At 66.8% G+C, this 13,789-nt stretch carries 12 protein-coding genes; 4 read left to right on the top strand and 8 right to left on the bottom strand.

The window, feature by feature from the left end; genetic code table 11:
- Window positions 1-34 precede the first annotated feature (34 nt).
- The gene (gene apbC / locus WKW79_RS16395; protein ID WP_340336234.1) at window positions 35-1,126 is read right to left on the bottom strand and encodes an iron-sulfur cluster carrier protein ApbC; all 1,092 of its coding nucleotides are present in this window, start codon (window positions 1,124-1,126) and stop codon (window positions 35-37) included.
- A gap of 144 nt (window positions 1,127-1,270) precedes the next feature.
- Between apbC and WKW79_RS16390 the strand changes: the two genes are divergently transcribed.
- Window positions 1,271-2,452: a patatin-like phospholipase family protein gene (locus tag WKW79_RS16390; protein ID WP_340336419.1), complete on the top strand. Its 1,182-nt coding sequence runs from the start codon at window positions 1,271-1,273 to the stop codon at window positions 2,450-2,452.
- A 51-nt stretch (window positions 2,453-2,503) separates the two neighbouring features.
- On the opposite strand, the gene WKW79_RS16385 is transcribed toward WKW79_RS16390, so the two are convergent.
- The 5 genes from WKW79_RS16385 to WKW79_RS16365 form a co-directional block, all read right to left on the bottom strand.
- On the bottom strand, window positions 2,504-3,871 hold the full coding sequence (locus tag WKW79_RS16385) for a UDP-glucose dehydrogenase family protein (RefSeq protein ID WP_340336233.1): 1,368 nt from the start codon (window positions 3,869-3,871) through the stop codon (window positions 2,504-2,506).
- A gap of 197 nt (window positions 3,872-4,068) precedes the next feature.
- A complete protein-coding gene (locus WKW79_RS16380; protein WP_340336232.1) occupies window positions 4,069-4,638 on the bottom strand; it encodes an LbetaH domain-containing protein in 570 nt (189 codons plus the stop codon).
- A gap of 108 nt (window positions 4,639-4,746) precedes the next feature.
- Window positions 4,747-5,973 carry an AI-2E family transporter gene (locus WKW79_RS16375; protein WP_340336231.1) on the bottom strand — a complete coding sequence of 409 codons (1,227 nt, stop codon included), beginning with the start codon at window positions 5,971-5,973 and terminating at the stop codon, window positions 4,747-4,749.
- A 31-nt stretch (window positions 5,974-6,004) separates the two neighbouring features.
- Window positions 6,005-6,754, bottom strand: a complete 750-nt coding sequence (locus WKW79_RS16370; RefSeq protein WP_340336230.1) for a LytR/AlgR family response regulator transcription factor — start codon at window positions 6,752-6,754, stop codon at window positions 6,005-6,007.
- A gap of 14 nt (window positions 6,755-6,768) precedes the next feature.
- Window positions 6,769-7,857, bottom strand: a complete 1,089-nt coding sequence (locus WKW79_RS16365) for a sensor histidine kinase (RefSeq protein ID WP_340336229.1) — start codon at window positions 7,855-7,857, stop codon at window positions 6,769-6,771.
- 46 nt (window positions 7,858-7,903) lie between these two features.
- Here WKW79_RS16365 and argH point away from each other — a divergent pair, with 46 nt between their 5' ends.
- A complete protein-coding gene (gene argH / locus WKW79_RS16360; protein ID WP_340336228.1) occupies window positions 7,904-9,301 on the top strand; it encodes an argininosuccinate lyase in 1,398 nt (465 codons plus the stop codon).
- Between the two features lie 591 nt (window positions 9,302-9,892).
- Here argH and WKW79_RS16355 read toward each other — a convergent pair.
- Both WKW79_RS16355 and WKW79_RS16350 read right to left on the bottom strand, forming a co-directional pair.
- Window positions 9,893-10,876 carry a flavin reductase gene (locus tag WKW79_RS16355; protein WP_340336227.1) on the bottom strand — a complete coding sequence of 328 codons (984 nt, stop codon included), beginning with the start codon at window positions 10,874-10,876 and terminating at the stop codon, window positions 9,893-9,895.
- A 73-nt stretch (window positions 10,877-10,949) separates the two neighbouring features.
- A complete protein-coding gene (locus WKW79_RS16350; protein WP_340336226.1) occupies window positions 10,950-11,915 on the bottom strand; it encodes a LysR substrate-binding domain-containing protein in 966 nt (321 codons plus the stop codon).
- A 165-nt stretch (window positions 11,916-12,080) separates the two neighbouring features.
- Between WKW79_RS16350 and WKW79_RS16345 the strand changes: the two genes are divergently transcribed.
- Together WKW79_RS16345 and WKW79_RS16340 are read left to right on the top strand one after the other, a co-directional pair.
- A complete protein-coding gene (locus WKW79_RS16345; RefSeq protein WP_340336225.1) occupies window positions 12,081-13,481 on the top strand; it encodes an acyclic terpene utilization AtuA family protein in 1,401 nt (466 codons plus the stop codon).
- Window positions 13,478-13,789, top strand: a complete 312-nt coding sequence (locus WKW79_RS16340; protein WP_340336224.1) for a DUF4387 domain-containing protein — start codon at window positions 13,478-13,480, stop codon at window positions 13,787-13,789. Before WKW79_RS16345 ends, WKW79_RS16340 begins: the two co-directional genes overlap by 4 nt.

The following is a 13,789-nucleotide window of genomic DNA, read 5'->3' as shown; positions in this document are numbered from 1 at the left end:
GTCAGTGAGTGAGGCCGCGAAGCAAAGGAGGGCTTCAGGTGTTCTTGCTGATCGTGATGGTCGGGAACTTCGCGGAGAAGTCCTTGGCCTTCTCCGCGATCCCGACCGCCACGCGCCGCGCGATGTCCTTGTAGATGGCGGCTACCGTCCCGTCCGGATCGGCCACCACGGTCGGCTTGCCGCTGTCGGCCTGCAGGCGGATGTTGATGTCCAGCGGCAACGCGCCGAGGTAGTCCATGCTGTATTGCGCCGCCATCTTCTTGCCGCCTTCCGCGCCGAAGATGTGCTCCACATGGCCGCAGTTCGAGCAGACGTGCACCGCCATGTTCTCGACGATCCCGAGGATCGGCACGCCAACCTTCTCGAACATCTTGATGCCCTTCTTCGCGTCCAGCAGCGCGATGTCCTGCGGCGTCGTGACGATCACTGCGCCGGTCATCGGCACGCGCTGCGACAGCGTGAGCTGGATGTCGCCGGTGCCGGGCGGCAGGTCGATGATGAGGTAGTCGAGGTCCTTCCAGTTGGTCTGCCGAAGCAACTGTTCCAGCGCCTGCGTGGCCATCGGGCCGCGCCAGATCATGGCCTCGTCCTGGTCGACCAGGAAGCCGATCGACATGACCTGCACGCCGTGGTTTTCCATCGGCATCATCGTCTTGCCGTCCTCGCTGGAAGGGCGGCCCTCGATGCCAAGCATCATCGGCTGGCTCGGCCCGTAGATGTCGGCGTCGAGCAGGCCGACGTTCGCGCCTTCGGCCGCCAGCGCCAGCGCCAGGTTGGCCGCGGTGGTGCTCTTGCCGACACCGCCCTTGCCCGAGGCCACGGCGATGATGTTCTTGACGTTGGGCAGCAGTTGCACGCCGCGCTGGACCGCATGCGAGATGACCCGCGTCTGGATGTTGACCGACACGTTGCCAACGCCCGGCACCTTGCGCGCCGCATCGACCAGCGCCTTGCGCAAGGCCGCATGCTGGCTGCGCGCGGGATAGCCCAGTTCGATGTCGAAGGACACGTCGCCGCCCTCGACCTGCACGTTCTTGAGGGCGCGGGTGCTGACGAAATCCTTGCCGGTGTTCGGGTCCTGGACCGACTGCAGCGCCGCAGCCAGGGCCTCATGTGTTGTTGCCATTGCTCAAACTCCTGAATGGCGGGTAGTCTAGGGCCTGTCACACATCACCAATGGAGATCGGGTTGCCAGCCTACCGGCTGCTCAGCCCAAGGGAGGCATGAATCAGGTAAACCGGCGTTGCACGCCCGGCGCGTGCTGTTGCACATGGCCCGGCCGACCGGCCTGCTGCTGACGGGGGGCGGCGCGCGGGCCGCCTACCAGGTCGGCGTGCTGGAGGCCATTGCCCACCTCCGCCGCAGCGCGGGCGCGGGTCACGCGGCCAACCCGTTCCCGATCATCGCCGGCACCTCGGCCGGCGCCATCAATGCCGCCGCCCTGGCCTGCGGCGCCGACGACTTCGATGCCGTGGTGCGCCGCATCGCCGAGCTCTGGCACAACGTCAGCGTCGAACAGGTCTACCAGGCCGACGCCCTGGCCATGCTCGGCAGCGGCGCGCGCTGGCGCCAGATGCTGGGGCTCGGGCGCTTCGTCAGATCCATCCTGCATATCCAACCACGCTCGCTGCTGGACAACGCGCCGCTGGCCGAATTCCTGAAGCGCAAGGTGCCGCTGGACCGCTTGCCGGCCCTCATGCAGGCCGGCCACGTGCAGGCCCTGGCCGTGACCGCGTCGAGCTACAGCTCGGGGGAGCATGTCACCTTCTTCCAGTCCGCCGTGCCTGTCGATCCGTGGGTGCGCTCGCAGCGGCATGCGGTGTGCTGCCCCCTCACGCACGAGCACCTGATGGCATCGTCGGCCATCCCCTTCGTCTTTCCGGCGACGCCGTTGAAGGTGGCCGACCATGTCGAATACTTCGGCGACGGCGCGATGCGGCAATCCGCGCCGCTGTCCCCGACCATCCACCTCGGCGCCGAACACATCCTGGTGATCGGCGCCGGGCGCATGACCGAGCCGGACGAGCAACTGGCGCCCAATACGCACACCGGCTACCCGACGCTGGCGCAGATCGCCGGCCATGCCATGTCCAGCATCTTCCTGGACTCGCTGGGCGTGGACATCGAGCGCGTGGACCGCATCAACGCCACGCTGGCCCTGGTCCCGCCGGAGCTACGCACCACCGCCGCGCTGCGCCCCCTGGAGCTGCTGGTCATCTCACCGTCCGAGCGCCTCGACGTGATCGCCTCGCGCCACGTCGCCGCCCTGCCCGCCGCGGTACGCCACCTCTTCGGCGGCATGAACGCCGACGGCATCCATCACGTGAAGGGCGCGGCGCTGGCCAGCTACCTGCTGTTCGACCCGGGGTTCACGCGCGAGCTGATGGCGCTGGGGCGGACGGATACGCTGCACAAGCGGGAGGCTGTGCTGCGGTTCTTCGGGTGGGCATGAAACACCGCAGGCCCGAGATCGGCGGCCGCAGCAGCAGACAGATTCATGCCTTCAATAGCTGTTGCGCCCGATGCCAAGGTAGGTCACGCCCGCCTCGCGCATCGTCTCCGGCTCGTACAGGTTGCGCCCATCGAAGATCACAGGCGCCTTCATCACCGCCTTCAGCCGTTCGAGGTTGGGGCTGCGATAGGCCTTCCACTCGGTCATGATGACCAGTGCGTCGGCGCCATCCAGCGCAGCCACCGGATCGTTCGCGAATTCGATCTGCTCGATGCAGGAGGGCGCATCTGCAAAGTCCAGCGGCAGCACGCGTTTCGTCTCCTGCACGGCCACCGGATCGTGCGCCACAATGCGAGCCCCCGCACGAGCGAGTGCGCCCAGCAGCACCCGGCTCGGCGCCTCGCGCATGTCGTCGGTGTTGGGCTTGAACGCCAGGCCCCACACGGCGAAAGTCTTGCCTTTGAGGTCATTGCCGAAGCGCTCGAAGATCTTGCGCACGAGCACATGCTTCTGCGCATCGTTGACGGCTTCCACCGCTTCCAGCACCTGCAACTGTTGCCCGTACTCTCCGGCTGAGCGCATCAGCGCCTGCACGTCCTTCGGGAAGCAGCTGCCGCCGTAGCCCGTGCCGGCATAGAGGAAGCTGTAGCCGATGCGCGGGTCGGAGCCGATGCCCTGGCGCACCATCTCGATGTCCGCGCCCACCTTGTCGGCCAGGTTGGCCAGTTCGTTCATGAAGCTGATGCGCGTGGCCAGCATGGCGTTGGCCGCGTACTTGGTGAACTCGGCCGACTTCACGTTCATCACGCGCATGCGCTCGTGGTTGCGGTTGAAGGGCGCGTAGAGCTTGCGCATGACGGCGAGCGCTTCGCGGCCGGTGTCGTTGTCGTCCACGCCCAGTACGATGCGGTCCGGCCGCATGAAGTCCTCGACGGCCGCGCCTTCCTTCAGGAACTCCGGATTGCTGACCACGGCGAAGCGTTGGTCGGTCAGGCCGCGCTTTTCCAGTTCATCGCGGATGGCCGCTCCCACCTTCTCCGCGGTGCCCACGGGCACGGTCGACTTGTCGACGACGACCTTGAAGCCCTTCATGCTGCGCCCGATGCTGCGGGCCGCCGCCAGCACGTATTTCAGGTCGGCGCTGCCATCTTCGTCAGGGGGCGTGCCAACGGCGATGAATTGCACGTCGCCATGCGCTACGGCCAGTTCGACGTCGGTCGAGAAGACCAGCCGCCTGGCCGCCACGTTCGAATGCACCAGGTCGGCCAGCCCGGGTTCGTAGATGGGGATGCCGCCGCTGTTGAGGGTCGCGATCTTGACCGGATCGAGGTCGAGGCAAAACACGTGGTTGCCGAGGTCGGCCAGGCAGACGCCGGTGACGAGACCGACATAGCCGGTGCCGATGATGGTGATGTTCATGGATGAAATTGTCAGGCGCGGGGTGCGCAACCTGCATATTGTCAAACGGTTGCAAACCAAGCGACGCGCCGACTTGCTGCGCAACCGTACACCCCGAAGATGACAACGACGTCGGCGCCAGCGCGCCAACGCGCGAAGCGCCTGTCAAGCCAGCGTCATTGCCCCAGGCCGGAGGTCAGCGGCGCCAGCAGAAAGACTCAGCCGGTCTCGAAGCGCCGCCGCTGGCGGATCACCCGAGCCGGATTGCCTGAATACACTGTCCAGGGCTCCAGTTCCCCGAAGGCCACGGCGCGCGCGCCAACCACCGCCCCTTCGCCGATGCGCGTGCCCGGTCCGACGAAGGCTTCCGCCGCGACCCAGGCGTGGGCACCGATGGTGATGGGCTTGGCAACGAGCTGGAACAGGGGCGTGTCGAAGTCGTGGGTGCCAGCGCACAGATGCACGCCCTGCGACACCAGCGCCTTGCGACCGACCGTGATCTTGCCCATCGAATAGACGTTCACGCCGGGGCCGATGATCGCGCCCTCTTCCATTTCCAGGTTGGCCGGATACCAGACCTTGGCGCTGCCGCGCACGTCGCTGCCGGGCGCCATCTTCGCGCCGAAGGCACGCAGCAGGAAGCGGCGCCACGGGTGCAACTGGCGCGGCGTCCAGCCGGCGCCGAGGCGCCAGATCGGAATCCAGAGCGCACGCACGAGCCGGTTCCCGAGGGAGAAACTCGGGCCGCCGTTGGCAAGCCCCGATTGGCGGGCGTCGAGAATGGTCACTGGATGAGGTGCCGGGGCAACCGGGCGTAGTTCGAAGGTTTGCGTCGCTGCGTATTGTTTGCGCAATCCCCTGCGCAATGCCACCGACCAACAGTCATAGCCGAACGGTCAGTCGCCAAGTATTTCCCCCAGCGGCCGCAAATCTTCGACCCGGTCGCACACCGCCTTCACGACCATCATGATCGGGATGCCGAGCAGCAGGCCCCAGATGCCCCACAGCCAGCCCCAGAAGATCACGCCGACGAACACCGCCACGGCGTTCATGCTGCTGCTACGGCTGGTGAGCCAGGGTGTCAACAGGTTGCCGACCAGCGTGTGGATGACCAGCGACACGCCGCCCACCAGCAGCACCATGTCGATGGTGTTGAACTGCATGAAGGCCACCAGCGCCGAGAGCGCCATCATGAGGATCGAGCCGATGTACGGGATGAGGTTGGTGACCCCCGCGATGATCCCCCAAACGGCCGCGTTCTCCATGCCCAGCGCCCAGAAAGCCAGCCCGGTCGCCACGCCGACGATGGCACTGGTGAGGATCTGAACCAGCAGGTAGCGTTGGATGTGGCCGGTGATGTCGTCGAGCACCTGCACGGTGATCTTCTTCTTTTGCAGGCTGGGCCCGGTGATCTTCACCAGCTTGCGCCGGAAGGTGTCGCCGGAGGCCAGCGCGAAGAAGGTCAGGAAAGCCACCAGCGTGAGTTGCCCCGCCGCACCGAGGAGGCCGACGGTGCCGCTCCACAGGTAGTCGCGCACGTTGAAGGCCGGCTTCTCGACCACGACACGGGCCACGCCCTTCTGGGCCGCGACCTTGGCCGAACTCTCGTTGGCCGCCTGCTCCAGTTGCGCGGCAGCCTGCTGCACGTTGTCGAGCGTGCCGGGCTTCACGGGGCCATGCGGGCGCATCGACATGCGCAGCTTCTGGGCCGCGACCGGCAGGGAGTCCACCAATGCCCCGGCGCTGTCGGCCAGCGAATAGACGGTGGTGCCGAACGCGCCGCCGATGGCCAGCAGCACCACCGCCGCGCCCAAGGCGCGCGGCAAGTGCCAGCGCGCCAACTGCTCAACCACCGGCGCCAGCGCATAGGTGAGCAGCAGGCTCAGCATCAGCGGAATGAAGACAGCCGCGGCCCAGCGCAATGCGAAGACCGCGGCCAGCACGGCGAGTACGGCGAGCGACAGGCTGCGCACGTCGACCGGCATGTGCAGCATCACGCGCTCCTGTGGCGTCTCCGCGAGTTCGGCGGGTTCGATGGGCTGGGTCGACTCGACAGACGCCGTCACCGTCACCGGCTCGGGCTGCTCGTCGCCAGGCGGCGTCGGCACCGGCAAGGCGCTCATGACAGCCCCCACGCGCGACCTGCCGCAGTGCTCATCTCAAATCCTTGAGCGCATCCCGCACCACCGACAACTGCCGGCGCGACACCACCACCGGCTCGGCAATGCCGCGCAGGCGCAGCGCCCAGCCGTCGATGTCCTCGCCGTCGTCGTATTTCTCCAGCGCCCGCATCGCCGAGCGCGCGACCAGCGCGTTGCGATGGACGCGCACGAAGCGATCCGGGTAGCGCTCCTCGATCTCGGCCAGGCTGGCGTCGTAAATGTGGCTGCGCGAGGAGGTGCGTACGGTCAGGTACTTGAACTCGGACTTGAGGTACACGACTTCCGACACCGGCACCCGCTCGGCCCGGCCGCGGTCCTGGATCAGGAACACTTCCTCGTTCGGGTCGGGCAACGCGGCGCGCTTTTCCTTGAGGTAGCGCTCGGCCTTCTGCAGCGCCTGCTGCAGGCGCTCGGCGCGCACGGGCTTTGTCAGGTAGTCGACCGCGTCCAGTTCGAAAGCGGTGACGGCATGGCCCGAATGCGCCGTGACGAAGACGATGGCCGGCGCATCGGTCCGGCCGCGCAATTGCCGCGCGAACTCGGTGCCGTCGACGCCAGGCATGTGGATGTCGAGCAGCACCAGATCGGTCGGTGACTCGTCCAGCCGCTGCTCCGCTTCCCTGGCCTGCGCGGCCTCGCCGATCACATCGGCGGCCGGCGCGTCGCATTCGGCCAGCAAGGTGCGCAGGCGCGAGCGGGCCAGCGGTTCATCATCGACGATCAAGGTACGCAACGAGTTCATCAATCAATTGCCCTTCAAGATTTGGCCGGGATGTCGATTCGCACCCTGTAGCTCCCCTGATCCACGCCCGCACGAAACTGCGCCTGCACGTCGTGCAGCAGCCGCAAGCGATCGCGCACATTGGCCAGTGCAATGCCGTGGCCGCGCGGCAACGGCTCGTCGGCCCAGCGCAACGGCGGCAGGCTGTTGATGACTTCGATCACCACCATGCCGCCGCGCCGCTCCGTCCGGATGCGCAAGTTGGCGCCCTCCGGGCTGGGCTCGACGCCATGCTTGACCGCGTTTTCCACCAATGGTTGCAGCAACAGGGGCGGGAGTTTCGCGCCGCTCGCACCGGGGTCCAGCTGCCACTGGATGCGCAGGCGGTCGCCGAAGCGTACCTGCTCGATGGCCAGGTAACGCTCGGCCAGCGCGATCTCGTCGGCCAGCGTCACCGGTTCGTGCGGATCGGCCAGCGCGCGGCGGAACAGCTCGGCCAGGTCTTCCAGCATGGTCTCGGCCTTGGCCGGTTCCTCGCGCACCAGGGCGATGGCGGAGTTGAGCGTGTTGAAGAGGAAGTGCGGCCGGATGCGGGCCTGCAGCTCCTCCAGCCGCGCCGTCGTGGCCGCCGGGGTGCGGCCGCGCGCACGCAACACCAGCACCGTGATCGCAACGCCCGCCAGCAACGCGCCCGCCAGGCCGCTCGCCAGCCAGGGCGCCACCGGCAGCACGCCCGTCAAGCGCAGCAGGCCACAGCCATACAGCGCCGACAGCACGCCCAGCAGCACCCCGACCGAATACTGGGCCAGCCGCGGCAAGCGGGCCAGCGGCTTCTTGAGGGCGCAGGCCAGGATCAACCAGAGCAAGGTGGCCGGCAGCGCCCCGCCAGTCATCGTTGCCAGCAGCCCGAGCCAGTCCTGCGCGCTCGCCGCCACGAACATCGCGCCGACCGCGATCACCGCCTCCACGAACAGCACCGCCCGGAACACCGTGCCCACCTGGCAGGCGTCGAACAGCACCACCCGCGAATGGGCGGGCGCGTGCTTGGAAGCCGGCGAGCCGCTCGATGGGGCCGCCGATGGGCTGGCCGCAGGTGCGGCCGATAAAATCGACAGGTTGCGCATCACTGATACATGGCGTGACAACCATTATTGCCTCCACCTGCCCGCCATGACCCAAAACCAACTCGACAAGAAATCCGAAGCCTGGTCCGCCCTGTTCTCCGAACCGATGAGCGACCTGGTCAAACGCTACACCTCCAGTGTCGGATTTGACCAACGACTTTGGCAGGCGGATATCGAGGGTTCGCTGGCGCATGCCGGCATGCTCGCCGCAAAAAAGATCATCAGCACGCAGGACCACGCCGCAATCGAAAGCGGGATGAAGCAGATTCGCAACGAAATCGAGGCCGGCCAGTTCGAATGGAAACTGGACCTGGAAGACGTGCACCTCAACATCGAAGCCCGCCTGACCCAGCTCGTCGGCGATGCCGGCAAGCGCCTGCACACCGGCCGCAGCCGCAATGACCAGGTCGCGACCGACGTGCGCCTGTGGCTGCGCGGCGAGATCGACCTGATCGGAGACCTGCTGGGCGACCTGCAAAAGGCGCTGCTGGACATCGCCGAGAAGAACGTCGAGGTGATCCTGCCGGGCTTCACGCATTTGCAAGTCGCTCAGCCAGTGAGCTTCGGCCACCACATGCTGGCCTACGTCGAGATGTTCTCGCGCGACGCCGAGCGCATGGCCGACGTGCGCAAGCGCCTGAACCGCCTGCCGCTCGGTGCCGCGGCGCTGGCCGGCACCAGCTACCCTCTGGACCGCGAGATGGTCGCGAAGACGCTGGGCATGGACGGCGTCTGCCAGAACAGCCTGGACGCGGTGAGCGACCGCGACTTCGCGATCGAGTTCACCTCGGCCGCCTCGCTGGCGATGATTCACATCAGCCGTTTCAGCGAGGAGCTGATTCTCTGGATGAGCCAGAACTTCAGTTTCATCCAGATCGCCGACCGCTTCACGACTGGCAGTTCAATCATGCCGCAGAAGAAGAACCCGGACGTGCCCGAGCTTGCCCGCGGCAAGACCGGCCGCGTGGTCGGCCACCTGATGGGCCTGATCACCCTGATGAAGGGTCAGCCGCTGGCCTACAACAAGGACAACCAGGAAGACAAGGAGCCATTGTTCGACACGGTCGACACGCTCAAGGACACGCTGCGCATCTTTGCCGAGATGGTCGGCGGCATCACGGTCAAGCCGCAGGCGATGGAACAGGCTGCGCTGCGCGGCTATGCCACGGCGACCGACTTGGCCGACTACATGGTGAAGAAGGGCCTCCCCTTCCGCGATGCGCATGAAGCCGTGGCGCATGCGGTGAAGGCCGCGATCTCGCACAACGTCGATTTGTCGGAGTTGCCGCTGAAGGTGCTGCAGGAGTTCAATCCGAAGATCGAGAAGGATGTGTACGAGGTGCTGAGCCTGCGCGGGTCGCTGAATGCGCGCAATACGCTGGGCGGGACGGCGCCAGCGCAGGTGCGGGCGCAGATTGCGCGGCATCGTCAACGACTGGGGTGACCCGTTGCTGGGGACGATGTCGTTCCCACTGCGAAGGCCGCCCGGCATGCCAAGCGCGCTGGTCGCCTTCACTGTGCCGGCCCCTTCGGGGCTCCCCTGCGGTGCTTGTCATTCGCGGGGTCTCGCAGAACTCGCTCCGCTGACGCTCCACTCAGACAGCTGCGAGCCCTGATCCGCGAATGGCTGCGCTCCTCGGCGGCACAGAGGCGGCGCCCAGCGCGCTTGGCATACCGGGCTCAGGGGTTGTTTGACGGACTTGTTCTCGTCTCAACATTGAAACGCGCGCCCTGTTGGAGATTGCGCCAACCGGCGCGAGAGTGCGACAGTCAGCTCGAGTCTGTCCGGACCGCAACGCGAAGGGCCATAGAACACCCCTTGAGCCTGGCATGCGGTGCGCGTCGGGCGCCGCCTCTGTGCCGCCGAAGCGCGCAGCGATCCGCGGATCAGGGCCACGTGCTGTTCGAGCCGAAGGCGAGTTCATGTGGACCCCGCGGATCGCGAGCACTGCAGGGGAGCCCCGCAGGGGCCGGCACAGTGAAGGCGCCCGGCGCGCACCGCATGCCGGGCGGACTTCAAAGTGAGCGCGATCGCCTACGCCTCTACCGCGCTCAACGCCTTCGCCACCGCCGCCCGCGACGAGGCCACCAATCCAAAGTACTCCGACATCGCCGCAGCCGCCCCGTCCGAATCGCGTGCCCGGATGCATGACAGCACCTGCCAGCGCAAGGGATTCAGCGCCGGCAGATAGATCGTCGGCGCCTGCGAGCGCGCCAGGTGTTCCGACACCGTGTACTCCAGGATCGTCGTCAGCGATTGCGCCACCACCGCCAGCATCTCGTTGTGCGCGGCGGTGGTCAGCTGCTTGAAGAAGGTGATGGCCGCCTCCGTGCGATGCACCATGTCGCCTTCGGCGGCGTAACGATCGAGCGCGCGCAGGTTCCGCTCGATGGCCTCGATGTCGGCAGGCTGCGCCGCCTTGCAGGCCAGCCGCACCAGGCTCACATGCACGGCAGCCCGCGCCTCCACGAGTTCCGCTTCGGAATCGCTGCTCTTCTGGGCCAGGGCTCGCAGCGATTGCGCCAGCATCATGTAGGCGCCCTTGTAGAACACCAACGCATCCTCGTCGCTGCTCTGCTCGAAATTCTCCACCTGCCCGATGAAGACCACATGGTCCCCCGCCTCGTGCCGGGCGAACACGCTGCACTGGAAGTTGGCGATGCAATCGTCCAGCACCGGCGAGCCGCCCCAGCCCCTGGCATAGGACACGCCGTCGAACTTCTCGGCCATGGTCTTGCTGCTGCTCGCGAAGCGCCCCGACAAGCCGTCCTGCCGGTGCGACAGCACGTTGATGGTGAACTGTTCGGTCTGCCGGAAGATGTCGATGGACTTGCTGTTGTTGCGCAGGCTCCAGAGCACCAGCGGCGGGTCCAGCGAGACGGAACTGAAGGAGTTGCAGGTCAGCCCCACCGGTTGCCCCCGCGCATCGGAAGTGGTGATGACGGCGACGCCGGTCGGGAAGCATCCCAGGGCGTGGCGGAAGCTCTTGGCTGTGGGGTCTTGCTGCGTTGCGCTCATGGCTTGATGTCTCCAGGGGATCGGTCCTGGAAAGTGTAGGAGTCGCCTCCGACACTGAAAGGCATAGCAGATATCAAGCAGCCTTCGGCGGATCGGTCGCGGACGCTTCCGCTGGCGGCCTGTGGAGCTGCCAGACCTCGGTCTCCACCAACCGGCCGACGTCTTCGCGGATGTAGCGGAACAGCTGCTTCATGGCCTTGGTCGCGGGCCGCTTCGTCGACATGGCCACCGACAGCACGCTGGGCACCGTGGGGTTGACGATGGGGCGCGCGCCCAGCAGGCCACGCGACACGTGGTACGACACCGAGCCGAAGGGCAGGAAAGTGTAGGCATAGCCCTCCTCGGCGAAGCGGATCAGGGAATGGATGCCCTCGACCTCCAGTGCGATGTTGGGCTGGACGGCGATGAGCGCCGCCGAGGAATCGATCACGTCGCGCAGCCCGTGCAGCGGGCTCGGAAGCACGAGCGGCAGCTTCAGGGCCTCGGCCAGGTCAATGGGTTCGTCCGTCTGCATGGCGCCCTGCCCGGCGGCGCCGACCAGCATCAACTCGTCCGAGATCAGCGTCTCCAGCGCCAGCTTGGCGCGCTTGGGCGCGTTGTAGACGACCGCCACGTCCACCTGACCGGTGATCAGCCATTCGAGGACATAGCCGCTGATGGCGTCACGCACGCGCAGCGACACCTCCGGAAAGTCCTGCTTGAAGCGCGTGACCAGCGGCACCAGCAGTGTTTCGGCCAGCATCGGCGGAATGCCCAGCACCACGCTGCCGGCGGTGGTCTTGCGCAGGGCCTGCATGTCGCGCACCGCGGCATCGGCCCGGTCCACGATGTCGGTGGCCGACCCGAGGAAGCGTTCGCCAGCCTCGGTCAGCGTGACGCCATGGCCCGTGCGGCGCAGCAGCGGCAGGCCCAGTTCTTCCTCCAGCAATTGCAGTTGCCGGGTCAGTGCCGACTGGGTGACGCCGACGGCCACCGATGCGCGCGACAGGCTCTCGGCCGAGGCGATGGCGATGAAGTAACGAAGTTGGCGCAGGTCCATTGCTACAGGGTGGCGTGTTGGCGGAGGGTGGGCGGAGAGTGGCCGGGTCCGCGCATGGTAGGGCCTGCGGACCATTTGCGACATCGGACGCATACCTGTTATCCGTTGTCGCGCACCGGGGCATCGACAGATAGTTGCCGCACCCGATCCAGGAACCTCAAGCCCATGAACCCATCCAGAGACAAGAATTCGCCGAAGGAGGTCCGACTGCTGTCGGTGACTTCCATCCTCGGCTACGGCTTCCCCGAATCCGCGCTGCAGGCCGGCATGGCCCGCGACCCCGACCTCATTGGCGCGGACGCCGGCAGCACCGACCCCGGCCCCTACTACCTCGGCGCGGGCAAACCCTTCTGCTCGCGCCTGTCCATCAAGCGCGACACCCGGCTGATGCTGCTGGCAGCCGTGCCGCGCGGCATCCCGGTGCTGATCAGCACCTCGGGCGGCGCCGGTGGCGAGCCGCACCTGCAGTTCATGGCCGAGCTGGTGCGCGAGATTGCCCGCGAGGAGAAGCTTGACTTCAAGCTCGCGCTGATCCATGCCGAGCAGGACCCGGGATTCATCAAGCGCCAGTTGGCCGACGGCAAGGTGAAGCCCGCTTCGAAGCGCCCGCCGCTGACGATCGAGCAGGTCGACCGCGCCGAGCGCATCGTGGGCCTGATGGGACCCGAGCCCTACATCCGCGCGCTCGACGAAGGCGCACAGGTGATCCTGGCCGGCCGCAGCACCGACCCGGCGCCCTGGGCCGCCGGCGTCCTGCGCGGCGGCCTGCCGCCGGCCGTCGCCTGGTATGCCGGAAAGATGCTGGAATGCGGTGCCGAGCCGGCCGCACCCAAGCGCGACGGCTGCCTGCTGGCACGCGTCTTCGAGGACCATGTGGACCTGGAACCGACCAACCCCGAGCAGGCCTGCACCCGCCTGTCGGTCGCCAACTTCGCGCTGCATGAGAACCCCAGCGCGGTCCACCACTACGAACCGGGCGGCATGCTCGACACCTCCGCCTGCAAGTTCGAGCAGTTGACCGATCGCATCGTGCGGGTCAGCGGCATGCAGTGGAAGCCGGCCGACGTCTACACGGTCAAGATGGAAGGCGTCGAACGCGTCGGCTATCGCGCCATCGCCATGTGCGCCACGCGCGACCCGGTGCTGATCCGCGGCATTGACGACTACCTGGTGCGCGTGCGCGGCATCGTCGACGAGAAGACACGCAACTTCGGCGTGCCCGAAGGCGGCTACCAGCTGGCGATCCGCTGCTACGGACTCAACGGCGTGATGGGCGAGCGCGAGCCGGTCAAGACGACCTCGGCCCACGAACTCAGCTTCATCGTGGAGGCCATGGCGCCGACGCAGGAAGTGGCCAACGCGGTGATCGCCATCTCGCGCACCACCATCCTGCATGCTGACTTTCCGGGGCGGCTCTGCAAGGAAGGAAACATGGCCATTCCCTTCTCGCCGGCCGATGTGGAACTGGGCGCGTCCTACGAGTTCGGCGTCTATCACATCGTCGACGCCGAAGACCCGTACCACCTGTTCCCCATCGAGCATGCCCACGTGAAAGGCCAGCCATGACCCGCCTGCGCGACCTCGCCAGCGTCTGCAAGAGCAAGAACGCCGGCCCCTTCGAGTTGACCATCGACATCATCTTCGGCTCCGACGAACTGTTCGAGCGGGTGGAAGGCACCGGCATCCTGAATGCCGCCCTCTTCTCCAGGCTCTACCAGGTCGAAGAGTCGCAGGTGCTGTTCATGCCCTACGCACCGGCACGCGCCTTCAAGGCGACGCTGCCCCGGCTGATTCCCGCGGGCGCCTTCGGCGACAGCGACGTCTACGGCGCGCAGCAGCACGGCCCGATCCTCGAAGTCGACATCCCCGACTGA

The sequence above is a fragment of the Variovorax robiniae genome (assembly GCF_037889955.1).
In the GTDB taxonomy this organism is placed as follows: domain Bacteria; phylum Pseudomonadota; class Gammaproteobacteria; order Burkholderiales; family Burkholderiaceae_C; genus Variovorax; species Variovorax robiniae.
Note: the sequence above shows the minus strand (reverse complement) of the source record. Positions and strands in the feature narration are given on the sequence as shown.